General features: G+C 63.9%; 23 protein-coding genes and 1 riboswitch. Of the genes, 4 read left to right on the top strand and 19 right to left on the bottom strand.

Annotated features, from left to right (window positions below; translation table 11 throughout):
• Window positions 1–9: 9 nt before the first annotated feature.
• The 5 genes from ABKS89_RS06075 to cpaB form a co-directional block, all read right to left on the bottom strand.
• Window positions 10–897 carry a type II secretion system F family protein gene (locus ABKS89_RS06075; RefSeq protein ID WP_348588020.1) on the bottom strand — a complete coding sequence of 296 codons (888 nt, stop codon included), beginning with the start codon at window positions 895–897 and terminating at the stop codon, window positions 10–12.
• A complete protein-coding gene (gene tadA, locus ABKS89_RS06070; protein ID WP_045209664.1) occupies window positions 894–2141 on the bottom strand; it encodes a type 4b pilus Flp biogenesis ATPase TadA in 1248 nt (415 codons plus the stop codon). Before tadA ends, ABKS89_RS06075 begins: the two co-directional genes overlap by 4 nt.
• On the bottom strand, window positions 2138–3322 hold the full coding sequence (gene tadZ / locus ABKS89_RS06065; RefSeq protein ID WP_138212342.1) for a type 4b pilus Flp biogenesis protein TadZ: 1185 nt from the start codon (window positions 3320–3322) through the stop codon (window positions 2138–2140). Before tadZ ends, tadA begins: the two co-directional genes overlap by 4 nt.
• A gap of 65 nt (window positions 3323–3387) precedes the next feature.
• The gene (locus ABKS89_RS06060; RefSeq protein WP_348588021.1) at window positions 3388–4656 is read right to left on the bottom strand and encodes a type II and III secretion system protein family protein; all 1269 of its coding nucleotides are present in this window, start codon (window positions 4654–4656) and stop codon (window positions 3388–3390) included.
• 15 nt (window positions 4657–4671) lie between these two features.
• Window positions 4672–5592, bottom strand: coding sequence for a Flp pilus assembly protein CpaB (gene cpaB, locus ABKS89_RS06055; protein WP_138212340.1), 921 nt, complete (start codon window positions 5590–5592; stop codon window positions 4672–4674).
• Between the two features lie 376 nt (window positions 5593–5968).
• Between cpaB and ABKS89_RS06050 the strand changes: the two genes are divergently transcribed.
• The 3 genes from ABKS89_RS06050 to ABKS89_RS06040 all read left to right on the top strand — a co-directional run bounded on the left by ABKS89_RS06050 (window position 5969) and on the right by ABKS89_RS06040 (window position 10528).
• On the top strand, window positions 5969–6163 hold the full coding sequence (locus ABKS89_RS06050) for a Flp family type IVb pilin (RefSeq protein WP_138212932.1): 195 nt from the start codon (window positions 5969–5971) through the stop codon (window positions 6161–6163).
• A 161-nt stretch (window positions 6164–6324) separates the two neighbouring features.
• Window positions 6325–8220, top strand: coding sequence for a methyl-accepting chemotaxis protein (locus tag ABKS89_RS06045; protein WP_138212339.1), 1896 nt, complete (start codon window positions 6325–6327; stop codon window positions 8218–8220).
• 418 nt (window positions 8221–8638) lie between these two features.
• A complete protein-coding gene (locus tag ABKS89_RS06040) occupies window positions 8639–10528 on the top strand; it encodes a methyl-accepting chemotaxis protein (RefSeq protein ID WP_348588022.1) in 1890 nt (629 codons plus the stop codon).
• A 219-nt stretch (window positions 10529–10747) separates the two neighbouring features.
• Here ABKS89_RS06040 and ABKS89_RS06035 read toward each other — a convergent pair whose 3' ends face one another.
• From ABKS89_RS06035 to ABKS89_RS05975, 13 genes are all read right to left on the bottom strand, one after another.
• Window positions 10748–12232: a helicase HerA-like domain-containing protein gene (locus ABKS89_RS06035; protein WP_138212337.1), complete on the bottom strand. Its 1485-nt coding sequence runs from the start codon at window positions 12230–12232 to the stop codon at window positions 10748–10750.
• 95 nt (window positions 12233–12327) lie between these two features.
• Window positions 12328–13527 (bottom strand): nicotinate phosphoribosyltransferase, encoded by a 1200-nt coding sequence (gene pncB / locus ABKS89_RS06030; RefSeq protein ID WP_138212336.1) that lies wholly within the window; start codon window positions 13525–13527, stop codon window positions 12328–12330.
• A gap of 90 nt (window positions 13528–13617) precedes the next feature.
• On the bottom strand, window positions 13618–13842 hold the full coding sequence (locus ABKS89_RS06025) for a hypothetical protein (protein ID WP_192289921.1): 225 nt from the start codon (window positions 13840–13842) through the stop codon (window positions 13618–13620).
• Window positions 13839–14543, bottom strand: a complete 705-nt coding sequence (locus tag ABKS89_RS06020; protein WP_138212334.1) for a lipopolysaccharide kinase InaA family protein — start codon at window positions 14541–14543, stop codon at window positions 13839–13841. Before ABKS89_RS06020 ends, ABKS89_RS06025 begins: the two co-directional genes overlap by 4 nt.
• A 3-nt stretch (window positions 14544–14546) precedes the next feature.
• The gene (locus tag ABKS89_RS06015; RefSeq protein WP_138212333.1) at window positions 14547–15218 is read right to left on the bottom strand and encodes a class I SAM-dependent methyltransferase; all 672 of its coding nucleotides are present in this window, start codon (window positions 15216–15218) and stop codon (window positions 14547–14549) included.
• Window positions 15219–15300: 82 nt separating this feature from the next.
• On the bottom strand, window positions 15301–16575 hold the full coding sequence (locus ABKS89_RS06010) for a sensor histidine kinase (protein WP_138212332.1): 1275 nt from the start codon (window positions 16573–16575) through the stop codon (window positions 15301–15303).
• On the bottom strand, window positions 16565–17248 hold the full coding sequence (locus ABKS89_RS06005) for a response regulator transcription factor (RefSeq protein ID WP_081517514.1): 684 nt from the start codon (window positions 17246–17248) through the stop codon (window positions 16565–16567). The genes ABKS89_RS06010 and ABKS89_RS06005 overlap by 11 nt, the downstream gene beginning before the upstream one ends.
• 130 nt (window positions 17249–17378) lie before the next feature.
• A complete protein-coding gene (locus ABKS89_RS06000) occupies window positions 17379–17699 on the bottom strand; it encodes a putative PII-like signaling protein (RefSeq protein ID WP_348588023.1) in 321 nt (106 codons plus the stop codon).
• A 45-nt stretch (window positions 17700–17744) separates the two neighbouring features.
• Window positions 17745–18128, bottom strand: coding sequence for a fluoride efflux transporter CrcB (gene crcB, locus ABKS89_RS05995; protein WP_081517512.1), 384 nt, complete (start codon window positions 18126–18128; stop codon window positions 17745–17747).
• A 64-nt stretch (window positions 18129–18192) separates the two neighbouring features.
• Window positions 18193–18255: riboswitch (Fluoride riboswitch) on the bottom strand.
• 73 nt (window positions 18256–18328) lie between these two features.
• A complete protein-coding gene (gene groL / locus ABKS89_RS05990) occupies window positions 18329–19969 on the bottom strand; it encodes a chaperonin GroEL (protein ID WP_138212330.1) in 1641 nt (546 codons plus the stop codon).
• Window positions 19970–20017: 48 nt separating this feature from the next.
• A complete protein-coding gene (locus ABKS89_RS05985) occupies window positions 20018–20311 on the bottom strand; it encodes a co-chaperone GroES (protein ID WP_009617968.1) in 294 nt (97 codons plus the stop codon).
• A 237-nt stretch (window positions 20312–20548) separates the two neighbouring features.
• Complete coding sequence (locus tag ABKS89_RS05980) at window positions 20549–21016, bottom strand: FxsA family protein (RefSeq protein ID WP_138212329.1); 468 nt, start codon at window positions 21014–21016, stop codon at window positions 20549–20551.
• A gap of 88 nt (window positions 21017–21104) precedes the next feature.
• On the bottom strand, window positions 21105–21842 hold the full coding sequence (locus ABKS89_RS05975; protein ID WP_348588024.1) for a HugZ family pyridoxamine 5'-phosphate oxidase: 738 nt from the start codon (window positions 21840–21842) through the stop codon (window positions 21105–21107).
• A 107-nt stretch (window positions 21843–21949) separates the two neighbouring features.
• Between ABKS89_RS05975 and ABKS89_RS05970 the strand changes: the two genes are divergently transcribed.
• Window positions 21950–22708, top strand: coding sequence for an SDR family oxidoreductase (locus ABKS89_RS05970; protein WP_138212327.1), 759 nt, complete (start codon window positions 21950–21952; stop codon window positions 22706–22708).
• A gap of 83 nt (window positions 22709–22791) precedes the next feature.
• Here ABKS89_RS05970 and ABKS89_RS05965 read toward each other — a convergent pair whose 3' ends face one another.
• On the bottom strand, window positions 22792–23793 hold the full coding sequence (locus tag ABKS89_RS05965) for a DUF481 domain-containing protein (RefSeq protein WP_138212326.1): 1002 nt from the start codon (window positions 23791–23793) through the stop codon (window positions 22792–22794).
• Window positions 23794–23934 lie beyond the last annotated feature (141 nt).

Here is a 23934-nt window from a genome sequence, read left to right as displayed (position 1 = left end):
CCGGCCTCCTCAGATGCTCTTGAGCATGCGCCAGAGCGTGTAGCACCCCAGCACCTGCAACCCCAGGGAAGTCAGCAGCATCAGGCGGCCGCCATGGTCTTGCCACATGTTCATCAGGTAGCCCGGATTGCTGAACAGGATGTAGCCGCCCAGGCTCACCGGCAGCAGCGCCAGCACCAGGGCGCTCATGCGGGTTTCACCGGTCATCGCGCGCAGCTGGCGGCCGAGCTTCTCCCGCTCGTGGATGACCTTGATGATGTTCTCCAGCAGGTCAGTGGTGTTGCCGCCGTAACGGTGGTTCACCGCCACGCCGAGGGAGAGCACGTGCAGCTCCTCCACGTCGTAGAGCTCCGCCACCTCCTGCAGCGCCTCAGGCAGGCTGATACCCAGCAGCACATGGTTGTTCACCAGCGAGAAGATTTCCCGCAGCGGGTCGTCGGCGGCGTTCACCGCCTGGGTGATGGCATCCCCCAGGGTTCGTCCCGAGTGCAGGCTGCGCACCACCTGGTCGAGGAAGTTGGGCATCTGCCGGATCATCTTCTGCAGGCGACGCCGGTACAGCAGATTGAGCAGTGCATGGAAGCCGAGCACACCCACCCCGACGCCGCAGAGCGCGCCCACCGGACCGGCCAGGCGCTGTCCGAACAGCCCCAGTACGATGCAAACCACCACGGCACCCAGCACCCAGCCGCGCATGTCGGAGATGCCGGCACGCCGCATGCGCCGCGCCAGCCAGTGGCTGCTGCGGGCGCGCCCTCCTCCGGCCACCACGCTCTCTCCGCTCAGGCGGCGCATCACCAGTTCATGGTGCCGCGCGCGCCAGCTCATGCCTGCCAGCCCCATGCCCAGCGCCGCCAGCGCCAGGCTGCCCACGACCAGCCAGAGGGCGCCGTTCACAGCAGCACCTGGCGAAACTTGATGCCGCTCGGCTGGGCCGTGCGGACGAATTGCCCGGTGCCGCGCCGGTCGAGGCTGAACAGCGAGTTGGTGACGTAGACGCCGTCACGTACCTCCAGCACTTCGAGGATCTCGCTGACGCAGCGGCGGCCGTTGGACAGGCGGGTGATCTGCACGATGATGTCCAGCGCCGAGCAGAGCATCTGCCGCAGGGTCTGCTCCGGCACGCGCTGGCCGGTGAGCCCCACCAGCATCTCCAGGCGCAGCAGCGAATCCATCGCCGAGTTGGCGTGTACGGTGCTCATCGAGCCATCGTGGCCGGTGTTCATCGCCTGCAGAACGTCGAGTACTTCGACGCCGCGGATCTCGCCGAGGATGATGCGGTCCGGGCGCATGCGCAGGGCGTTGCGGATCAGGTCGCGGGCGGTCACTTCACCGAAGCCTTCGGCGTTCGGCGGGCGGGTCTCCAGGCGCACCACATGGTCGTGGCCCAGTTGCAGCTCGGCGGTGTCCTCGATGGTGACGATGCGTTCGCGCTCGTCGATGAAGCTGCTCATGACGTTGAGCAGCGTGGTCTTGCCGGTCCCGGTGCCACCGCTGATGAGGATGTTGCAGCGGCTCGCCACCGCCTGACGGAGGAACGCCAGCATGGCTTCGTCGACGCTCTGGTAGGCCAGCAGGTCGGCGCTCTTGAGCAGCTCCTTGCTGAACTTGCGGATCGACAGGCAAGGCCCGTCCAGCGCCACCGGCGGGATGATCGCGTTGACCCGGCTGCCGTCGGGCAGGCGCGCGTCCACCATCGGGCTGGACTCGTCCAGGCGCCGCCCCAGCGGCGCGAGGATGCGCTGGATCACCCGCTGCACATGGTGGTCGTCGATGAAGCGCAGGTCGCTCTGGTACAGCCGGCCTTCGTGCTCGATGAACACCCGGTCCGGGCCGTTGACCAGGATTTCCGAGATGCCCGGATCGCGCAGGAGGATTTCCAGCGGGCCAAACCCGGTGAGTTCGTCCACCACCTCCTCGGCGAGGCGGTCCAGTTCGTAGCGGGAGATCGCCAGCTGGCGGCGCGAGGCATACTCGCAGACCTTCTCGGAGACGTACTGCGCCACCGCCGGCCGCGCGCCCTCCAGCAGGTTCATGCCGTCTTCGTCGATCTCGTCGATGATGTAGCGGTGCAGGCGCATCTTCAGCGTCTGCAGGTCCTGGTCGTGGCGGCCGTGACCGCCGCCGTAGTGCTGGCTCATGAGCGCGCGGCCTTCGCCCGGCCGATCCAGCTGAACAGCCCGCGCCTCTCGGCCACACCCGCACCCAGCGCCTCGGCCAGGTCGCGCAGCTTCACCGTCAGCGGGTCACGCGGAGCCAGGTCGAACAGGCTCTGGCCGACGTTCTTGGCACGCAGGCGGGCTTCAGGCGAGGCCGGCAGCACGCCGAACAGTTCCAGGCCGAACATCTTGCCCAGCGCCGGCGCATCCGGTGGCACCGAGGCCCAGTAACGCTCGATCAGCAGCTCGATACGCGGCAGCGCAGGCGTGCGCTCGCGCAGGCGGCGCAGGCGTTCCAGCCCCTTCTTGCAGGACGGCACGCTCTGGTCCACCAGCCACAGCACGCGGCTGGCCTGCATCAGCAGTTGGCCGCTGAGTTCGCCTTCGGCAACGCCTGTAAGGTTGATCAGGATATGGCTGAAGGCGCTGCGCAGGTTGCCCAGCAACAGATACAGCTCGGCAGTGGTGATGCGCTCCAGCACGCCGGGTTCGTCCGACAGGCTGAGCACGCGCAGGCCGGATTCGTGGCGGGCAAAGGCGCTGTCGATCAGGGTCTGGTCCAGGCGGCGCAGGTTGCGCAGCGCATCGGCGAAGGTGAATGAAGGCTCCATGCCAAGGATCGCCAACGCCTCGCCGGTGGGTTGGCCGATGTCCACCAGCAGCACCCGGTGGTCCGCCTGGCGTTGCAGCGCCAGGGCCAGGTGCAGGGCGACGAAGGCTCCGTCGGCGTCGGGCCGGGCGCTGATCAGGCTGATCAGTTCACCCTGCTGGGTGGCGCTCACCGGCACCGTGGGCAGGCGCCCGCCGAGACGGCGGACCAACCCGCTCAGTTCGCTGGCCCGGGCGCCGTAGGTGACGAAATCCCGGGCTCCCGCGCGCATGGCGGCCAGCACCAGCTGGTTGTCCAGGCCATCGCCGACGGCGACGACCGAGAGCAGCGGCCGCGCTGAGACCAGCCCCTCGATCAGCGAGCCCTGGGAGACCAAGTTGGCCTTGTTCAGGCTGGTGAACAGCACCGTCGCGCCAGTGACATCCAGCAGCGACAGCAGTTCTTCCAGGGTCCCGCTATTGGCCAGCACCACCTGCCCGCAGCCGGCCAGGCTGCTCTGCAGCCACTCCTGCTCGCCGGGATGCTGGACCAGCGCCACGAAAGTCTGACTCATGCCCGTGCTCCCTTGCTTTGCCTTGCCTCCCGCTCTCTGGCGGGTCAGCGCTTCGTAGGTATCCATCAGTGCGACATCCCGCTGCTGGCCTTGCGCTTGTCGAAGCGCCCGTCCTCTAAGAAGTAGAACTCGCCGAAGCTCGGGTCGTAGTCGCGCAGTCCTTCGCCAGGAAGCTTGGGCAGCGCGGCATTGACGGCCAGCGGCTGTACCAGGTGCGGGGTGACGATCATCAGCAGTTCACGGTCGTCCTTATCCAGGTTCGAAGATCGGAACAGTGCGCCGATCACCGGGATGCTGCCGAGGAAGGGGAACTTGTCGATGTTGCTGATGGTGCTGCTGCTGATCAGCCCGCTGATCACGAAGCTCTCGCCGTCGGCCAGCATCACGCTGGTGTCGGTGCGCCGCACGGTCAGCGCGGGCACGGCGATGTCGTTGGTGCGGATGCCGCTGGAGAAGTCCAGTTCGCTGACCTCCGGGGCGACCTTCAGGGCGATGCGCTTGTCGTTCATCACCGTCGGGGTCAGGGTCAGGCGCACGCCGAACTCCTTGTACTCGATGGTGATGTTGTTGTTATCGCCATTGGGCACCGGAATCGGGAACTCGCCACCGGCCAGGAACGAGGCCGTCTGCCCGCTGGTAGCCACCAGGCTGGGGCGCGCCAGGGTGTAGGCGAAACCGCTGCCTTCCAGGGCGTTGATGAAGCCCAGCCACTTGCTGCTGCCACCGCCCCAGATGATGTTGAAGCCGCTATTGAGCGTGGATTCGATACCACCCCCGGTTCCGTTGACGAGATCGCGCGCACCGTTTTGAAGGACGTCGGATATGTTTCCGGATATACCGCCAGCGCTTCCCGGCGAACCGATACCAAAGAAGTTGGAACCGCGCCGCACCAGTGACGTGCTCGCCTGCTTGAGCTTGCTGCGGCTGACTTCGACGAAGCGGATATCGGTCTGCACCTGGTTGGGCAGGCTGCCGGCGCTGGCGCCGATAGCCCCGGCCACATCGCCCACCGCACGCGCACCAACGTGCACGACGGTGCGCATCGGCTGGTCACTGCAGGCGGTCCAGATCAGCAGGCTGGTCAGGCCTTCGGCCTTGCCGGTGACGAGGAAGTCGCGCTTGTCGAGCACTTGTACGTCGGCGATGTTCGGGTCGCCGATGGCCAGGCGCTTGATCGGCACCGGCAGCTGTTGGTCACGCTGGGCGCCCTGCTCGACATCGAGATTCAGTTGCTGGTCAGCAAAGCCTGCGCACGCGCTCGGTACGGCCTGCGCCGCGGAGTGAACGGCGCAAGCCAGCATGGCGACCAGGGGAAGGATGAAGCGCTTGGACATCGATGCACTCCTTGCTCAATGTGCTTCACGGGTAACGGTGGTGCCTCGGTAGACCACCACGCCGGCATCGACCTGCGGGGCGGAGACCTGGCGCACGGCGGGGGCCGGCGCCTGGCGCGGCTTGCCGATGAGTTGTTCGAGGGTGATCGGCTGGCTGACGGCGGAGCCGAGCGAGGCCTGGATATAGCGGCCCTGCTGCTCCTTCTCGTAGAGGTTCTCGTCCTTGCTGCGCACCGCCAGGCGCAGGGAACCGGCCTGGCTGGCGAGCATCAGGCGTGATGCGGCTTCGGCGGGCACTGCCAGCACGGCAGTGCGCGGCGGTTTGGGTGTCTTGTCCTTGGGGTCGCCGGCGTTGCGCGCCTGGCCGTCGGTGGAAACGGCGATCTGCTCGCCGTAGGTCAGCACCCGCACACCGGGCAGCACCACCTGGGCGCTGAGGCTGCGCTCGGTGCTCTGCTGGTCCTGGACGAAGAGCATGACGTCGACGTAGTCGCCGGGGAGCACGAAGCCGCCGCCACCGATGACCTCGTCCACGGCAATCGCCATGGCGCGCTCGTCCGGCCGGATGGTGCGGGCCAATGGGCCGCCTGGCTCGGTCACGGCGGAGGTGAGGATATTGCCCGCAGGAACGGCGACCCAGACGCGCTGGCCGATCACGGCTTCGGGCTTGGGAAAGCTGCCGGCGGGAGCGGTGCGCAGCATTTCCACGCTGACATCGTCCTTGCCGATCACTGCCAGGGGCGGCAGGTCACGGGCGGCCACCACCACAGCGGTGCGCTGCAGCTTGTCGGCTTCGGCCATTGCCGCCGGCGCGACCTCCTGCACCACACCGGCAACCGGCGCGGCCGGCTTGCCGACCTTGAGTCCGAGATACCCCACCACACCGGCGCACACCAGCAACAGCCCGGCGAAAACCATCAGCACCTTGCTATTCATGACCACATCCTTGGGCAATCTCGGAAAAGCGGACCGGAGGGTCCGCGGCCTTGTCGTATGAAGTCCGTTACCGGCAGCACCGGGGTTTGTCCTTCAGACCTTTATTGTTGTTTCGGCCAGGCGAGGAAGTTCGATAAGAACCATTCCTCATAATCAGTTTTTAGTTGTGCCATGGCTGAATCTAGTAGCTGTGTTTAGAGCGTCAACCACGCCGGTTAAATTTACGATCTGCAATTATTTATATGCCGAGAGGGTTATAACTTTGGTATTAGCGCTATTTGAACAATTGCATTCAGCCATACGACGCCTAGCCTGACGATGAAGTCGGGGCGCCGCCCCGGTGGTATTCGAGGGAGCACCCGCGATGGACCTGAAAATAAAAAACCTGTCCCTGAAACTGTTCTGCATGGCCAAGGCATTCGCGGCCGACAAGGAAGGGGCAACAGCGATCGAGTATGCGGTAATTGCGGGCCTGATCTCGGTGGTGGTTATCACCGGTGCAGCCCTGATCGGAACCGATCTGGGTGCGATCATGACCACTATCCAGACAGAAGTTGCGAAAGCGAAATAAAAGATAGCCGCGCTCCAGCCAATTCCGTTCTATCTAATTCAAAGTTCCCGTGCACTTGCACGGGAACTTGTTCTTGTGCCTGCGAAAAGTTTTTCTAAAGTTCCAGCCAGCCCTGCCGATACAGCCTGCTCAAACCCGTTTTACAGCAGGATGCTTTACCGATGCTTCGTTCGCTGTCCTTCTCCAGGAAGATTCTCCTGGCGGCCTCCCTCGTAGTCACCTTCGCCTTCGCCTGTTTCATCTTCTTCAACGATCTGCGCCAGCGCGAGGCCATCCACTCCGACACCGAATCCTACCTCTCCGAGGTCGGCAGCCTGACCGCCAGCAATATCCAGAGCTGGCTGGAAGGTCGCATCCAGCTGGTGGAAGCGGAAGCTGCGCAACTGGCCGACGGCGAGCCGACGCCCGAGCGCATCCAGCACGTACTGGAGCAGCAGGTGTTCCAGAAGAACTTCGAATCGGTCTACCTCGGTGAAGCCGCCAGCGGCGTGTTCACCATGCGCCCCTACGCGCCGATGCCCGACGGCTACGACCCGCGCACCCGTGGCTGGTACAAGGACGCCGTGGCCGCCGGCCGGCTGATCGTCACCGAACCCTTCCTCGACGCCGGCACCAACGAGCAGATCCTCGCCATGTCGATGCCGGTCATGCGCAATGGCCAACTGGTCGGCGTGGCCGCCGGCGACATGAAGCTGGAAACCATCACCGCGATCATCAACTCGCTGAAGTTCGACGGCGACGGCTATGCCTTCCTGGTCAGCGATGCCGGCAAGATCCTCCTGCACCCGGACAGCAGCCTGATCTTCAAGAGCCTCGGCGAGGTCTACCAGCAGGGCGCACCCAAGGTGCAGCCGGGCGTGCAGGAAGTCAGCATCAATGGCGAGGACCAACTGGTCTCCATGACGCCGGTGAAGGGCCTGCCGGGCGTGACCTGGTACGTCGCGCTGGTGCTCAACAAGGACTCCGCCTATGCGATGCTCAGCGACTTCCGCAACACCGCCATCGTCGCCACCGTCATCGCCATCGTCGCCATCCTGTTCCTGCTGGGCATGCTGATCCGCGTGCTGATGGCGCCGCTGACCGACATGGGCCGCGCCATGCAGGACATCGCTCAGGGCGAAGGCGACCTGACCAAGCGCCTTAAGGTCGCCAGCAACGACGAATTCGGCGTACTGGCCAACGCCTTCAACCGCTTCGTCGAGCGTATCCACGAATCCATCCGCGAAGTGGCCTCCACCGCGCGCAGCCTGCATGACGTCTCGCAGCTGGTGGTGAACGCCTCCAACTCGTCCATGAGCAACTCCGACGAACAGGCCAATCGCACCAACAGCGTGGCCGCGGCGATCAATGAACTGGGCGCTGCCGCCCAGGAAATCGCCCGCAACGCCGCCGATGCCTCGCACCACGCCACCGACGCTTCGCATCAGGCTGGAGATGGTCGCCAGGTGGTCGAGCAGACCATCAGCGCGATGAACCTGCTCTCCGACAAGATCAGCTCCGCCTGCGCCAACATCGAGTCGCTGAACAGCCGCACGGTAAACATCGGCCAGATTCTGGAGGTCATCAAGGGCATCTCCGAACAGACCAACCTGCTGGCCCTGAACGCCGCCATCGAAGCCGCCCGCGCCGGGGAAGCTGGCCGTGGCTTCGCCGTGGTCGCGGACGAGGTGCGCAACCTTGCCCACCGCGCCCAGGAGTCCGCGCAGGAAATCCAGAAGATGATCGAGGAACTGCAGGTCGGCGCCCGCGAAGCCGTGGACACCATGACCGAGAGTCAGCGCTACAGCCTGGAGAGCGTGGAAATCGCCAACCGCGCTGGCGAGCGCCTGGCCAGCGTGACCCACCGCATCGGCGAGATCGACTCGATGAACCAGTCGGTGGCCACCGCCACCGAGGAACAGACCGCCGTGGTCGACTCGCTGAACATGGACATCACCGAGATCAACACGCTGAACCAGGAAGGCGTGGAAAACCTGCAAGCCACCCTGCGTGCCTGTGCCGACCTGGAGAACCAGGCCGGCCGCCTGCGCCACCTGGTGGACAGCTTCCGCATCTGATCGCGGCAATAGTGAAAAGGCGCCTTCGGGCGCCTTTTTCATTGGGCGCCAGCTCGTCATCAACCTGTAGGAGCGCGCCATGCGCGCGATCGCGGGCATGGCCCGCTCCTACAGGTAAACGCCGATCCTGTATCACCTCTGAAACACCCGCCACAGAGCCATCCCTACCGTTCGTCCGACGCTTTCAAGCTTCCCTCGGGCACGCCGAAATCAAGGGTGAAGGCCTTTTATACCCACCAACAAACCGGGCCTGTCGTCACCGCCGGCACAAGGGACTTCCGGCCACGCCCGCACGGCTATCCGCCGCGCCGGCGCCGTCCGTTTCACACCACAGGGACGGACGTTCTGCGGCGACACCGGATCTGTCGCCCGGACCAACGCCGTTCAGGCATCCCACTACCTCCGGACTCGACGCAGCATGATCAAGAGCCTGAAATTCAGCCATAAGATCCTCCTGGCCGCTTCTCTTGTTGTTTTCTCGGCATTCGCCCTCTTCACCCTCTACAACGACTACCTGCAGCGCAATGCGATCCGCGAGGACCTCGAGGATTACCTGCGGGAGATGGGCGACGTCAGCGCCAGCAACATCCAGAACTGGCTGAGCGGCCGCCTGCTGCTGATCGAAAGCACCGCCCAGACCCTCGCCCGCGACAGTTCGCCCGAGCACCTGAGCGGCCTGCTGGAGCAGGACACCCTGCGCAAGACCTTCAACTTCACCTACCTGGGCCAGGAAGACGGCACCTTCACCATGCGCCCCAACAGCGCCATGCCAGACGGTTACGACCCGCGCACCCGCCCCTGGTACAAGGATGCCGTCGCGGCCGGCGGCACCACGCTGACCGAGCCCTACATCGACGCGGCCACCCAGCAACTGATCATGACCGTCGCCACCCCCGCGCGCGCCGGCGGCAAGACCCTCGGCGTGGTCGGCGGCGACCTCGGCCTGCAGACCCTGGTGGAGATCATCAACTCGCTGGACTTCAGCGGCATGGGCTACGCCTTCCTGGTCAGCGGCGACGGCAAGATCCTCGTGCACCCGGACAAGAACCAGATCATGAAGACGCTGGCGGATGTCTACCCGCAGAACACGCCGAAGATCGGCAGCGGCTTCAGCGAGGCCGAACTCAACGGCCACCAGCGCATCCTCAGCTTCACCCAGGTGAAGGGCCTGCCGTCGGTGAACTGGTACATCGGCCTGTCCATCGACAAGGACGCCGCCTACGCCATGCTGAGCAAGTTCCGCGCCTCGGCCATAGTCGCCGCCGCGATTGCCATTGTCGCCATCCTGCTCCTGCTGGGCATGCTGATCCGCGTGCTGATGCAGCCGCTGACCACCATGGGCCGCGCGATGGAAGACATCGCCCAGGGCGAAGGCGACCTGACCAAGCGCCTGAAGGTCGCCAGCAACGACGAGTTCGGCGTGCTGGGCAATGCCTTCAACCGCTTCGTCGAACGTATCCACGAGTCCATCCGCGAGGTGGCCTCCACCGCGCGCCAGCTGCACGACGTTTCGCAACTGGTGGTGAACGCCTCCAACTCGTCCATGAGCAATTCCGACGAGCAATCCAACCGCACCAACAGCGTCGCGGCTGCGATCAATGAACTGGGCGCCGCCGCCCAGGAAATCGCCCGCAACGCCGCCGATGCCTCGCACCACGCCACCGATGCCTCGCACCAGGCCGGTGACGGGCGTCAGGTGGTCGAGCAGACCATCAGCGCGATGAACCTGCTGTCCGACAAGATCAGCTCGGCCTGCGCCAACATCGAAGCACTGAACAGCCGCACGGTGAACATCGGGCAGATTCTGGAAGTGATCAAGGGCATCTCCGAGCAGACCAACCTGCTGGCCCTGAACGCCGCCATCGAAGCCGCCCGCGCCGGTGAAGCCGGTCGGGGCTTCGCCGTAGTGGCGGACGAGGTACGCAACCTCGCCCACCGCGCCCAGGAATCGGCGCAGCAGATCCAGAAGATGATCGAGGAACTGCAGATTGGCGCCCGCGAAGCCGTGGACACCATGACCGAGAGCCAGCGCTACAGCCTGGAAAGCGTGGAGATCGCCAACCGCGCCGGCGAGCGTCTGGCCAGCGTGACCCACCGCATCGGCGAGATCGACTCGATGAACCAGTCGGTGGCCACCGCCACCGAGGAACAGACCGCCGTGGTCGACTCACTGAACATGGACATCACCGAGATCAACACGCTGAACCAGGAAGGCGTGGAAAACCTCCAGGCCACCCTGCGCGCCTGTGCCGACCTGGAGAACCAGGCTGGCCGCCTGCGTCACCTGGTGGACAGCTTCCGCATCTGATCTTCGCTGCATTGAAAAAGGCGCCTGCGGGCGCCTTTTTCATTGGGTACACCTGTAGGAGCGAGCCATGCTCGCGATCGCGGGCATGGCCGGCTCCTACAGGGAAGACCTCAGCATCGCTTGCTGCCGCCCATCAATACGTAGGGCGCATAACCCGGAACGGGTTATCCGCCATACCACGACGGCGGATAACGCTGGCGCGTTATCCGCCCTACGGTCTTAGCGTCGCTTGCTACCGCCCAGCAACGCGCCCATCAACCCGCGCACCAGTTGCCGACCGATCTGGTTAGCCGCCTGGCGCACCACCGTCTTGCTCACCTGACTGGCCAGCGAACCCAGTATCTCGCCGGCCATCCCGCCAAAGTCGGTGCCGCCGCCCTTCTCTTCCTTCTCCTGGGTCGGCGCCATCTTGTTGTCGGCGCGGCCGGTCAGTTTCTCGTAGGCGGATTCGCGGTCGATCGGCTGGTCGTAGTGACCGGCCAGCGGCGAACGGCGGATGACGTCGGCGCGCTCGGCGTCGGTCAGCGGGCCGATACGCGACTGCGGCGGCGCCACGGCCACGCGCTGGACCATCGCGGGCGTGCCCTTCTCTTCCAGGGTGCCTACCAACGCTTCGCCGATACCCAATTCGGTGAGCACCTTCAGGGTGTCGAACGCCGGGTTGGGCCGGAAGCCATCGGCCACCGCGCGCAGGGATTTCTGTTCCTTGGCGGTGAACGCGCGCAGGCCGTGCTGGATGCGCAGGCCCAGTTGCGCCAGCACGTCGTCCGGCAGGTCGCCGGGCGACTGGGTAACGAAGTAGACGCCCACGCCCTTGGAGCGGATCAGCCGCACTACCTGCTCCAGGCGATCCTGCAGGGCCTTTGGCGTGCCGTTGAACAGCAGATGCGCCTCGTCGAAGAACAGCGCGAGGATGGGCTTGTCCGCGTCGCCGCGCTCGGGCAATTGCTCGAACAGTTCGGCCAGCAGCCAGAGCAGGAAGGTGGCATAGACCTTGGGTGCGTCATGCACCAGCTTGCTGGCGTCCAGCAGGTGGATGCGGCCACGGCCGTCAGGCTCGGGACGCAGCAGGTCCTCCAGTTGCAGCGCCGGCTCGCCGAAGAAGTCCTCGGCGCCCTGCTGTTCCAGCAGCGCCAGGCGCCGCAGCAACGCCTGGGACGAGGCGCCGGTGAACAATGCGCGGTCCTCGCCGAGGATGTCCGGGTTTTCCTTGAAGTGGTTGAGCAGCGCCTTGAGGTCTTTCAGGTCGAGCAGCAGCAGGCCTTCGCGGTCGGCCACCTTGAACGCGGCGAACAGCGCCGCCTGCTGGCTCTCGGTCAGCTCCAGCAGGTTGGCCAGCAGCAACGGGCCCATCTCCGACAGCGTGGTGCGCAGCGGATGACCGGTCTTCCCGGCCACATCCCAGATGCTCACCGGGTAGGCCTGGGGCTTGTGGTTCAGCCAGGGCATGCTGGCGATGCGCTCGGCCACCTTGCCCTGTGGGTTGCCCGCGGCGGCGATGCCGCACAGGTCACCCTTGATGTCAGCGGCGAATACCGCGATGCCGGCGTCGCTGAAGGATTCGGCGAGGTGCTGCAGCGTCACTGTCTTGCCGGTGCCGGTGGCGCCGGCGATCAGGCCGTGGCGGTTGGCGAGTTTCCAGGACTGGCCGACCGGCTGCCCGTCGGGCCCGGCGCCAATGATGAGTTCGTTGGTGGCTGACATCCGTTGTTCCCCTTCAGTGGACCTGTCGCGCCAGAGGGCCTGTCGCGTTGACTGCTTGAGCAAGAGTGGCGCGTCCCGGCGCGCCGCGCAATCGGCTACCCCGGTACTTTGAAGACGTGCTTGAGGTAGTGCAGGAAGTTCTCGTCCTTGCACTGGGTCTTGCCCGGCGCATCGGAGATCTTCGCCACCGGGTGGCCGTTGCAGGCAGTCATCTTCAGCACGATGTTCATCGGCTGCACACCCGGCACATCGCAGGTGAAATGGGTGCCAATGCCGAAGCTGATATCGATGCGCTCGCGCAGCGCCCGGTAGATTTCCAGCGCACGCGGCAGGTTGAGGCCGTCGGAGAACACCAGGGTCTTGGTCAGCGGGTCGATGCCCAGGTGTTCGTAATGCCGGATGGCCTTTTCCGCCCACTCCAGCGGGTCGCCCGAGTCGTGGCGCAGGCCGTCGAAGAGCTTGGCGAAGTACAGGTCGAAGTCCGCCAGGAAGGCTTCCATGGTGATGCAATCGGTCAGCGCGATGCCCAACTGCCCGCGATACTCGCGAACCCAGGCATCCAGCGCGGCGGCCTGGCTGTCGATCAGCCGCGGGCCGAGTTGCTGATGCGCCATCAACCACTCGTGAGCCATGGTGCCCAGCGGTTTCACACCCAGTTCGCGCGCCAGGTGAACGTTGCTGGTGCCGACGAAATGGCCGGGGAAGCCGTCGCGCAGATCGCGTACTACGGCTTCCTGCACCGGATAGGAGAAGCGCCGACGGGTGCCGAAGTCGGCCATCTTGAAGCCAGCCAGCTCTTCGGCGCTGGCCTCCTTGCGCAGCCAGTCGAACTTCTCCTGCAGGCGCTCGCGGACCATCGTCAGCGTCGTACCCGGATGGCGCTGGCGATTGCGCACTTCGCTGATGATCGCCAGCAGCGGCACCTCGAAGAGAATCACGTGCAGCCAGGGGCCTTTCAGGCGCAGGAACAGTTCCTCGTTCTCCACACCCAGCTGCACATAGCTGGGGTTGAAGCGGAACAGGCCGAGGAAGCGGATGAAGTCGGGCTTGAAGAAGGGGATGCGCTCGAGGAAAGCCAGGTCCTGCGGTGCGAAGGAAAGCTCCGACAGTTGCTCGATCTGCTCGCGCAGCGGGTCGAGGTAATCGCGCAGGTCCTCTTCGTTGCGGCAGCGGAACTCCCACTCGACTTCGGCGTTGGGATAATTGTGCAGCACCGCCTGCATCATGCTCAGCTTGTAGAAGTCGGTATCCAGCAGGTTCTGCACGATCCGCCGGGAAAATGCGCTGTCGCTCATGCTCATCTCATTGCAGGCTTGAATCGGCAGTCTAAACCCGTCGCCCACAAAAAACCCCGCCGAGGCAGGGTTTTGAGTTGGAATCAGAAATCAGCGTGCTTTGCTCTGCGACATCCCGAACAGGAAAAGCAGCAGGTCGTCATCCGGACGGATGTCCTGTTGCTTGGCGCGCAGGTTGGGCGGCATCGGGCAGCTGTCCAGGCCGCCTCTTCCGGAAATGACCGAAGGCCCAGGCTCATGCCAGGCCGCCGCCGCCAGGGTCGCCACCCCGAGCGCGCCGATGAGGAGCAAACCTCGCGTAATTTCTAACTTCATGTCTGCAACCCTTTGATGGCGCTGCCAAACGCCGCTTGGTAACCATAGACAAAGGCCTGCCATTGCGCCTCTGTCCACGACGAGCGGCGTTTTACCTGGCGAAGATCGTGACGGGCGGCGCGCTGGGCGCTGAAGCGCTGGCGGGCTTTTTCCATGTCAATCAGGGCCACTTCGATCTTGTCGCCGTCCATCTTCACGAAGACGTGCTTCAGGTAGAGGCAGCCATGCTGCCAACGGCCGGCGTTAAGCTTTGCAAGGGTACTACCGTAATGTTGCAGAATTCTTTGGTGCAGGGCTTCGCCCCAGCGCTCCTGGTCGCCACGGGCGTAGCAGTCTTCCAGGCTGCTGAAACCGTCCAGTGACTCGGTGACCAGCAGGGCCTGCCATTCGCCTTCCACCTTGCGGCAGCCGGCGTAGACCAGGGTCGGCACTTTCACGCCCAACGCTTCGGCGGCTTTCAGCGCATTGCGCTCGCGGATGGCAGTGGGGTAGCCGAAGGGATGCAGCAGGTCACGATAGATGTGGCCCATCTGCTGCTTGCGATAGAGCATCCGGCCGTCGGAGGTCAGGACTCGCTGCACGCCGCTTTCGCCGCCGCGCCGACGGTTGGGTTCCTCGACCCATTTGCCGGGCACCTGGAGCCAACGGTCGATGGCGTTCTCACCGGAAATTTGCTGCAGCGAAGCCAGATCAACGGCCATCCATCACTCCTTACGCAGAATGTAGACCCGCCACATATGGATGAGCGGGACGAAATCAATATGATCCTGGACCTTGAAACCAGCCTGGCGGAACTCCGCCTCGATGGTCTTGGCGGGAATCACGAAGCGGTTCTGGTAGGCGTGTTTCTTGCGATTCGACTCGGCGCGAGCACGTTTCCAGGACTTGAAGTTGCCATCGACCCACATCGACAGGATCACCGAATCGCGGGTTACGCGGTGAAATTCGCGCAACATCGTCAAACGATCTTCAGTTTCGCCGATATGGTGCATCAGGCGCATCGAGAAGATGCTATCGACGGCGTTGTCGGGCAGATCAATGGCAAACGCGGAAGTCTGCAAAGGTCGGACGCGTTTTACAACCTCATTCGGTTGACCGGCGCAGGCCACGGCGATCATGTCGGGGGAATTGTCCGCCCCGATGATCACCCGGTTCTCCTTTTCCGCCAGCATCGGCCAGAAGCGCCCGGCGCCGCACGGCAGGTCGAGAACCAGATTGGGCTGCCCCGCCAGCTTGAGTGCCTGGCGGGCGACTTGGACATCACGCCAATGGGAAAGTTTCCGGGAGAGTCCGGCCTGGTGCTTGCGCAGGTAACGCTCTGCGTGCTGGCGGTCGTACTTTTGGGAGAACTCCAGGTCGACGGGTTTATCAGTCATCGGATATTTACCTTTCCCGAATTCAGGGCGAACGATACGAACCAGCCTGTCACAGCCGGGTCATGCACTTGTGAAGTTTTTGTCAAACGACGGCTAGGCGAACTTCGAAGCGACAGCCATGGGGCTCGGCCGGACGCAGCGTGACGTCCCAGCCTTCGGAGGCGCAGATCCGCTTGACCAGCGACAACCCCAGCCCAAGCCCCTCACCACGCGGGTTCTGGCCGCGCACGAAAGGCTGGAAGACGCGCTCGCGCTGTTCTTCCGGGATGCCGGCGCCGGTGTCTTCGACCCAGAATCCGTTCGGTCCAAGTTGTAAGCGGATGCTGCCGCTTTCGGTGTAATGCATGGCATTGCGCAATAAATTGCTCATCACCGAACGCAGGAAAGGCGCGTTAAACTGCCCGGGTATCTCCTGGCTGACGTTGTATTCCAGGGTCAGGCCCTTCGCTTCGATAGGCCCGCGCCACTGTGCGACCAACTCGTCGCCGATCGTCCGCAAGCCGGCCTGGGACACGATGGCCATATCCTTGCGCTGGGCTCGCGCCAGCATCAGGAAGGTCTGCACCAGATCACGCATCTCCTCGCAGGCGCTGTTCATCCGCGCCAACTGAGCACGCGACCGCGGGGTGAGCCCCGGCTCTTCGGCCAGCAGTTCGCAGCTGGTGGCGATCACCATCAGCGGCGTGCGCAATTCATGGCTGACATCGCTGGTAAAGAGCTTCTCCCGGGTCAGCACGTCGTGCAGCCGTCCCATGGCGTAATCGAAGGCCGCCGCCAACTCGCCCACCTCGTCGTTGGCATAGTCCGGCGACATCGGCGGCGCCAGTTCCAGCAACTGGTCGCGGTGGCGGACCTGGCGCGCCAGGCGCGACACCGGCTCCATGACCTTGCGCGCCAGCAGCCAGCCCAGCACCCCGGACAGGGCCAGGCTGAGCACATAACCGGTGACCACGGCGGCGTAGAGGATCTGCTCGCGCGCCTCGAAGTCGCTCTGGTCCTGCAGCAGGACGAAGCGGCGACCATCGACGTCGCGCGCCAGTGCATGGAAGGACAATTCGCCGTCGAAGACTTCGTGGAAGCCTTCATCCAGTCGGCGCAGCGCCGGCGGCATGGCATAGACGCCCGCGCCATCACTGATGAAGAAACGCATGCCGGGATCGAGTTTCGGAGCCTGGCCGTTGCCCAGGTCCTCATTGATGATGCGGTCCAGTTCGCCGCCCAGGTCGCGGGAGATCAGGCGCTCTTCGACGATATGAACGACGCCGACGATTCCCACCGAAAACAGGCCGCCAACGGCGGCGGTCATGAGTACGAAGGCAAAGACAATCCGTCGGGAAAGGCTCTGCTTATACTCCATGCGCTTCCTCCGCCAGCTTGTAGCCGACGCCATGCACGGTGTGCAGCAGGGAGGATGCGAAAGGCTTGTCGATCACCTGACGCAACTGGTGAACGTGGCTGCGCAGGCTGTCGCTGTCGGGGCAGTCATCGCCCCAGACGGCTTCCTCGAGCACGTCGCGGCGCACCACGTGCGGGCTCTTCTGCATCAGCACTGCCAGCAGCTTGAGGCCGATGGGGTTGAGCTTGAGCGGCTTGCCGGCGCGGTTCACTTCGAGGGTGTCGAGGTTGTAGCTCAGGTCGGCGACCTGCAGCTCGCGGCGACCGCCGCCCTGGCTGCGGCGCAGCACCGCTTCGATGCGAGCGGCCAGCTCGGAGAGCGCGAAGGGCTTGAGCAGGTAATCGTCGGCGCCGGAACGAAAGCCCTGCAGGCGGTCGTCCAGCTGATCGCGGGCGGTAAGCATGATCACCGGGGTGTCGCGGCGCGCGTCTTCGCGCAGGCGGCGGCACAGGGTGAAACCGTCCAGCCCCGGCAGCATCACGTCCAGTACGATCAGGTCGTAATGGGATGTCGCCGCGAGGTGCAATCCGGACAGGCCGTCCTGGGCACAATCCACCGTGTAGCCCTTCAGGCCCAGGTAGTCGGCCATATTGGCCAGGATGTCCCGATTGTCTTCAACCAACAAAATGCGCATATGCTCTCCTCGAACGCAATGCACGTTAGCCTAACCAGCTTAAATAGAACTTAAGCGGCTTTGACGGAATTTTCACATTCAACTTGCCGATTGCCCGTGCGGCAGGTCGAATGAGCCCTCCGGCGCGGCTTCAGTCGCCCTCGCCCGTCACACCAAATTCGATCGGCGTCTTCACGTAGAACAGCTTCACACCCGCCTGACGGATCACTTCGAAGATGCGCCCGGACTCTTCCTCGCTCACTGCCATGGTGACTTCCTGCGGCTGGTCGGCCAGCTCGAAGAAATGCGCGTAGTGAATGCGCCCGGTCTTGCCGAAGCCTTCGCTCGCAGTCATCAGGGTGGCGCCGCGTACGCCTTGCCGGCGCGCCTCCTCCAGCAGCCATTGAGCCAGCGGCAAGCCGGCGTGTTTGCGGTCCTGCTGGGTGAAGAACTTCAACTGGTAGCCGTTCATGTCTTTCTCCCGAAGGCCTCGCGGCCTTTCTCTTGGCTGGACGGCCTAGCGGCCCATCAGCGCGTGCACCGACCAGAGCCCGGCCAGGGTCATCAACAGCGAACCAGCGAGGTGCGTGGCAACCGTACCCATTGCCCAGGCCAGCCGCCCCTGCTGCAGCAGTACGACGACTTCGGCGGAGAAGGTGGAGAAGGTGGTGAGGCCACCGCAGAAGCCGGTGATGATCAGCAATCGCCATTCTGGCGCCAGGCCGGGGGAGTTGGCGAAGAAGGCGATGGCCGCGCCGATGATGTAGCCGCCGACCAGGTTGGCGACCACCGTGCCCGGCGGCATGGATGGCAGGAGGGTATTGAGTTTGAGCCCGAGCACCCAGCGCAGCAGTGCGCCGAGGGCGGCTCCGAGGGAGACGGCGAGAATGGGTTTCCACATGGTCCTGTCCTGGGGAAGGTGTTTTGGACAGGCTGCAGGCGAGCGCCTACGCGCCTTTCCAGGTCTATGCGTAGGCATCATCAGCCACAAGGGCGGTTGAAGGAGGAATGCCATCTCCTGCGGCGCAGTCTGGCATATCCGACGCCCATGAAAAAGCCCCGCCTAGGCGGGGCTTTTTCTTACAGCAGGTGCCGAGTGGCTTACATCATGCCGCCCATGCCACCCATGCCGCCCATGTCCGGCATGGCCGGAGCAGCCTTGTCGTCAGCCACTTCGGCAACCATGGCCTCGGTGGTGACCATCAGGCCGCCGATGGAAGCAGCGGCTTGCAGAGCCGAACGGGTGACCTTGGCCGGATCGAGGATACCCATCTCGATCATGTCGCCGTACACACCGGTAGCAGCGTTGTAGCCGAAGTTACCCGAACCCTGCTTGACCTTGTCGACCACTACGCTCGGCTCGTCGCCGGAGTTGGCAACGATCTGGCGCAGCGGAGCTTCAACGGCGCGACGCAGCAGAGCGATACCGACGTTCTGGTCTTCGTTGTCGCCCTTCAGGCCTTCGATGGCTTGCAGAGCACGAACCAGAGCGACACCGCCGCCAGGAACCACGCCTTCTTCCACAGCAGCGCGGGTAGCGTGCAGGGCGTCTTCAACGCGGGCTTTCTTCTCTTTCATCTCGACTTCGGTGGCAGCGCCAACCTTGATCACGGCAACACCGCCAGCCAGCTTGGCCAGACGCTCTTGCAGCTTCTCACGGTCGTAGTCGGAGGAAGTCTCTTCGACCTGCTTGCGGATCTGCAGGACGCGAGCTTCGATGTCGGCTTGAGCGCCAGCGCCATCGATGATGGTGGTGTTTTCTTTGCTCAGAACCACGCGCTTGGCGTTACCCAGGTGCTCCAGGGTGGCGCCTTCCAGGCTCAGACCGACTTCTTCGGAGATGACGGTACCGCCGGTCAGGATGGCGATGTCCTGCAGCATGGCCTTGCGGCGGTCTCCGAAGCCCGGAGCCTTGACGGCTGCGACCTTGACGATGCCACGCATGTTGTTGACGACCAGGGTAGCCAGGGCTTCGCCTTCGACGTCTTCAGCCACGATCAGCAGCGGACGGCCGGCTTTGGCAACGGCTTCCAGGACCGGCAGCATTTCGCGGATGTTGGAGATCTTCTTGTCGACCAGCAGCAGCAGCGGGCCGTCGAGCTCGGCCACCATGGTGTCCGGCTTGTTGATGAAGTAGGGGGACAGGTAGCCACGGTCGAACTGCATGCCTTCTACGACGGACAGTTCGTTTTCCAGGCCCGAGCCTTCTTCAACGGTGATCACGCCTTCTTTACCGACCTTGTCCATGGCTTCGGCAATGATGTTGCCGATGGAGTCGTCGGAGTTGGCGGAGATGGTGCCTACCTGGGCGATGGCCTTGGTGTCGGCGCAGGGCTTGGCCTGCTCCTTGAGCTGGGCAACGATGGCGATGGTCGCCTTGTCGATGCCGCGCTTCAGGTCCATCGGGTTCATGCCGGCAGCGACGGCCTTCAGGCCTTCGTTGACGATGGCCTGGGCCAGAACGGTAGCGGTGGTGGTGCCGTCACCGGCAGCGTCGTTGGCTTTGGAGGCAACGTCTTTCACCAGCTGGGCGCCCATGTTCTCGAACTTGTCTTTGAGTTCGATTTCCTTGGCGACGGAGACGCCGTCCTTGGTGATGGTCGGAGCGCCGAAGCTCTTGTCCAGGATGACGTTACGGCCTTTCGGGCCCAGGGTCGCTTTTACAGCGTCGGCCAGGACGTTTACGCCGACCAGCATTTTCTTGCGAGCGGAATCGCCGAACTTAACTTCTTTGGCAGCCATGTTCTGTTTCCTCTAAATCGAATTCGGTGGGGAGTGGACGGACTGAAATCAGTCTTCCAGGACGGCGAGGATCTCGGACTCGCCCATCACCAGCAGTTCTTCGCCGTCGACCTTGATGGCGTTGCTGCCGGAGTACGGACCGAAGACCACCTTGTCACCGACCTTCACGGCCAGAGCGCGAACTTCGCCGTTGTCCAGGACACGGCCGGCACCAACAGCGACCACTTCACCGCGGTTCGGCTTCTCGGCGGCGGAACCCGGCAGCACGATGCCGCCTGCGGTCTTGGTCTCTTCCTCGCTGCGACGGATGACGACGCGGTCATGCAGAGGACGAAGCTTCATAGTCGTAACTCTCCCAAACTGTGATTTCCAACGGCCGGATCGATGCCCGGCAGGTTTTATTGAATCCGGCGGTGCCGGTTTGCGTCCCGGCTGGCGAGACGCGTAAAGAGCAGCCTGTCCGTGTGACAGGGACCTTGCGGTGACCGGTACATAAGGTCGCTACAAGGCATTTCAAGTGTGTGACGAAAAAATTTTTGCTAACGGCGGGTGCTTCAGGCGAGCGAAACCGCCCGACGCTCAACGCAGGCGGTCGCGATCTTCCTCGCGGCGCTGGTATTCGCCCTCGATCACGCTGGGGCCGCTGCGGTGCTGGGCGGCCGGATCGTCAGCGAAGGCGCGGCGGCGCTCAGCCTGCTCCTGCATGCGCTGGCGCACGCGGCCAAGCATCAGGCGACGGGTGAAGGGGATCAGGCAGAACAGGCCGACGATGTCGCTGATGAAGCCCGGCAGCATCAGCAGGCCACCGCCCAGGGCGATGACCAGACCTTCGAGCATTTCCTGCTCGGGCAGCTCGCCGCGGTTCAGGCGCTCGCGGGCACGCAGCGCGGTGGCGACGCCGGCCACGCGCAGCACCGCAGCGCCGATGAAGGCGCCGGCGATGATCAGCAGCAGGGTCCAGCCCACGCCGATCACGCTGCCGACCTTGATCATCACGGCCAGCTCGATCAGCGGGAACAGAAGAATCAGAAACAGGGGAACTCGCATCGATGAATCCTTGGCGGGGTCATTGCCCGGGTAGAAAGCTAGGTGGCGACGCCCCATTCCAATTTCAAGGGATAAGCCAAGGGATGGATCAGGCCTGGATCACTTCGTTGCCCGGCCAGACCTCCGCCTTGGCCAGCTGCACCAGCGCCTGGCGCACCGCGCCAGCGTTGCCGCAGGGCGCCGGGAACGGCAGCCAGTGCAGACCCTGGCCGATGCGCAGGTGGAAACCTTCAGTATCAATTCCCGCCAGCTGCGGGTCCTTGCCGGCGGTCAACCCGGCCAGTTCGACGTAGTGCTCGATGGCATTGGCGTGGTCGCTGTTCATGTGCTCGACCATGCTCTTTTCCGCCTCGCCGACGAAGGGGTTGGCCAGCGGCACGCTGTTGGCGCCCAGCCAGTGGATATCGCCAAAGCCGCCGATGTAACGCCACTGCACCGGTTCCAGTACCCAGAAATCGAAATCGTGGACGATGTGGTAGTCCTGCGAACCGGGGAAATAGCGGTAGTAGCGCTCGGCGGCGCCAGCGATGGCGTCGACGTCTTCGATCAGCAGCGCCTCGGCCAGCAGGGTCAGGCGGCCGGCGGCCTGGATGTCGTGGACACCGCGCTCGCCGATGAGCAGCGAGCATTTGCCATCCATCTGCAGGTTATGGGTGTGCTGGGCAATGCGGCTGATCAGGATCAGCGGACGGCCCGCCTCGTCCAGGCAATACGGCACCACGGAGCCGAAGGGGAATCCGGGCCACTTCTTCGAGTGGGTGGAGAGGACGCCGCGGTATTCCTTGAGCAGCAGTTCTCGGGCATGCTTGGCAGCTTTCACGCTCAACTTATGACTCCTCGCAAAGAATCCGTCGCAAACGGACGGGCAGGACTGACTCTGTGCACAGCTGCCGGCGGGGCCTTTCACCAGAAACTGTTCGTGGGGTTGTTCCGATGCAATTGAAAGACAAGGTCATCATCATCACCGGTGGCTGCCAGGGCCTGGGCCGCGCCATGGGCGAGTACCTCTCCGGCAAGGGCGCGCGCGTCGCGCTGGTTGACCTCAATGCCGAAAAACTGGACGAAGCCGTGACTGCCTGCAAGGCCGCCGGCGGTGACGCCCGCGCCTATCTGTGCAACGTGGCCAATGAAGAACAGGTTACCCACATGGTGGCCCAGGTCGCCAGCGACTTCGGCGCCATCAACGGCCTGGTCAACAACGCAGGCATCCTGCGTGACGGCCTGACCATCAAGGTCAAGGACGGCGAGCTGAGCAAGATGAGCCTGGCCCAGTGGCAGGCCGTGATCGACGTCAACCTGACCGGCGTGTTCCTCTGCACCCGCGAAGTGGCGGCGAAGATGATCGAGCTGAAGAACGAAGGCGCGATCGTCAACATCTCCTCCATCTCCCGCGCCGGCAACATGGGCCAGGCCAACTACTCCGCCGCCAAGGCCGGCGTCGCCGCCGACACCGTGGTGTGGGCGAAGGAACTGGCGCGCTACGGCATCCGCGTGGCGGGCGTGGCTCCCGGCTTCATCGAGACCGACATGGTCGCCAGCATGAAGCCCGAGGCTCTGGAGAAGATGACTTCCGGCATTCCGCTCAAGCGCCTGGGCAAGCCGCTGGAAATCGCCCACTCGGTGGCCTACATCCTCGAGAACGACTACTACACCGGCCGAGTTCTGGAGCTGGACGGCGGCCTGCGTCTGTAATCCGCCCGCCCATGAAAAAGCCCCGCCAGGTGCGGGGCTTTTTATTGCCGTTCTCGTAGAGCGGAGCCAGTCGAAGTGAAGTGTTACCAGCCGACGCCCAGACCCAGGGTGTAGCGGCGCTCGTTGACGTCGCCGTCGTTGCCGCTGAGCTTGTCCCACTCGGCCTTCAGGCTGAGGGACGCCCAGGAGGTCAGCTTGTAGCGGATGCCCGCCTCGCTCTCCAGCTCGTACTCCACGTTGGACTCCAGCGGCTTGCTGACTTCGCCGTTGGTGAACACCTCGAACTGCTTGGCCAGCAGGTAACGGTTGTAGTCCCACTTCAGGCTGGTGCTGTAGAAGTGGGATTTCTCGTCGTCGACGAATTCGTAGTCGTTGCGGTTGACCAGGGTCGCCAGGGAGAACGCCCCCAGCTCATTATCCCAGAACTGGTAGCCCGGGCCGGTACCGACGGTGCGTTTCTTCTGCAGGTCCTCGATCCAGTCGCGCTTGTACTGCGCCTGGCCCTGCCAGAACCAGTGCTCGTCGAGGAAGCGGTCCAGCGCGTACTGCGCCGAGTAATTGTTGGTGCTGACCTGGTCGTCCTTCTTCTCGCGGTTGTACTCGCCCTGCAGATTGTGGCGCCAACGGCCGTGACGGGCGTTGGTCTTGAAGTCGATGTCGTAATCCTCGACATCGTTCTCCGCCTGCTTGTGGTCCAGGGAGAAGTCGACGTTGCCGGTCCAGACCCAGTCCTCGAGGATCGGCTTGGGCGGCATCATCTGCTCGATCTTCGCCAGTTCCACCGTGCGCGCTTCGCCGTTGACGAGCGTGACCTTGCCCTGGTCCGACGCTTTCAGGCCCTTGGAGTGCTCGCCGGTTTCCTCGTCGTACTTCACCAGCAGGTTCTGGTCGGTCTCCAGCGTCTTGATCTTGTCCGCCTTCAACGTGATTTCTCCGCCGTAGTCGGTAGCCAGCAGCAGCCTGCCGCCGTCATAGAGTTTGATGGTGCCGCTGAGGCGGTCACCGTTCTTCAACCAGACGGTGTCGGCGAGGGCGGACAGGGAACAGGATGCGAGTGCGACGGTAAGCAGGGTTCTGGGGAACATGAGTCGGATTCAACTGGATTGAATGGGCAAAAAGCCGGGCATTATCCAGATACCCGACACTAGAGCAACGACTGACAGACCCAGTTGCAGGGAGTTCACAATGACTGACAGATGGGTCTTACAAATGAGCCGACTTGCCAG

Origin of the sequence: Pseudomonas sp. LABIM340 (assembly GCF_040017195.2) — a bacterium.
Taxonomy (GTDB): Bacteria; Pseudomonadota; Gammaproteobacteria; order Pseudomonadales; family Pseudomonadaceae; genus Pseudomonas.
The sequence above is the reverse complement of the archived record's forward strand: the minus strand, read 5'-3'. Positions and strand labels throughout refer to the sequence as shown.

Excerpts from the sequence above, each read along its gene's own strand:
- tadA (WP_045209664.1), bottom strand. The coding sequence starts at position 2,141 with ATGAGCCAGCACTACGGCGGCGGTCACGGCCGCCACGACCAGGACCTG.
- tadZ (WP_138212342.1), bottom strand. The coding sequence starts at position 3,322 with ATGAGTCAGACTTTCGTGGCGCTGGTCCAGCATCCCGGCGAGCAGGAG.
- ABKS89_RS06060 (WP_348588021.1), bottom strand. The coding sequence starts at position 4,656 with ATGTCCAAGCGCTTCATCCTTCCCCTGGTCGCCATGCTGGCTTGCGCC.
- cpaB (WP_138212340.1), bottom strand. The coding sequence starts at position 5,592 with ATGAATAGCAAGGTGCTGATGGTTTTCGCCGGGCTGTTGCTGGTGTGC.
- ABKS89_RS06045 (WP_138212339.1), top strand. The coding sequence starts at position 6,325 with ATGCTTCGTTCGCTGTCCTTCTCCAGGAAGATTCTCCTGGCGGCCTCC.
- ABKS89_RS06040 (WP_348588022.1), top strand. The coding sequence starts at position 8,639 with ATGATCAAGAGCCTGAAATTCAGCCATAAGATCCTCCTGGCCGCTTCT.
- ABKS89_RS06035 (WP_138212337.1), bottom strand. The coding sequence starts at position 12,232 with ATGTCAGCCACCAACGAACTCATCATTGGCGCCGGGCCCGACGGGCAG.
- pncB (WP_138212336.1), bottom strand. The coding sequence starts at position 13,527 with ATGAGCGACAGCGCATTTTCCCGGCGGATCGTGCAGAACCTGCTGGAT.
- ABKS89_RS06025 (WP_192289921.1), bottom strand. The coding sequence starts at position 13,842 with ATGAAGTTAGAAATTACGCGAGGTTTGCTCCTCATCGGCGCGCTCGGG.
- ABKS89_RS06020 (WP_138212334.1), bottom strand. The coding sequence starts at position 14,543 with ATGGCCGTTGATCTGGCTTCGCTGCAGCAAATTTCCGGTGAGAACGCC.
- ABKS89_RS06015 (WP_138212333.1), bottom strand. The coding sequence starts at position 15,218 with ATGACTGATAAACCCGTCGACCTGGAGTTCTCCCAAAAGTACGACCGC.
- ABKS89_RS06010 (WP_138212332.1), bottom strand. The coding sequence starts at position 16,575 with ATGGAGTATAAGCAGAGCCTTTCCCGACGGATTGTCTTTGCCTTCGTA.
- ABKS89_RS06005 (WP_081517514.1), bottom strand. The coding sequence starts at position 17,248 with ATGCGCATTTTGTTGGTTGAAGACAATCGGGACATCCTGGCCAATATG.
- ABKS89_RS06000 (WP_348588023.1), bottom strand. The coding sequence starts at position 17,699 with ATGAACGGCTACCAGTTGAAGTTCTTCACCCAGCAGGACCGCAAACAC.
- crcB (WP_081517512.1), bottom strand. The coding sequence starts at position 18,128 with ATGTGGAAACCCATTCTCGCCGTCTCCCTCGGAGCCGCCCTCGGCGCA.
- groL (WP_138212330.1), bottom strand. The coding sequence starts at position 19,969 with ATGGCTGCCAAAGAAGTTAAGTTCGGCGATTCCGCTCGCAAGAAAATG.
- ABKS89_RS05985 (WP_009617968.1), bottom strand. The coding sequence starts at position 20,311 with ATGAAGCTTCGTCCTCTGCATGACCGCGTCGTCATCCGTCGCAGCGAG.
- ABKS89_RS05980 (WP_138212329.1), bottom strand. The coding sequence starts at position 21,016 with ATGCGAGTTCCCCTGTTTCTGATTCTTCTGTTCCCGCTGATCGAGCTG.
- ABKS89_RS05970 (WP_138212327.1), top strand. The coding sequence starts at position 21,950 with ATGCAATTGAAAGACAAGGTCATCATCATCACCGGTGGCTGCCAGGGC.
- ABKS89_RS05965 (WP_138212326.1), bottom strand. The coding sequence starts at position 23,793 with ATGTTCCCCAGAACCCTGCTTACCGTCGCACTCGCATCCTGTTCCCTG.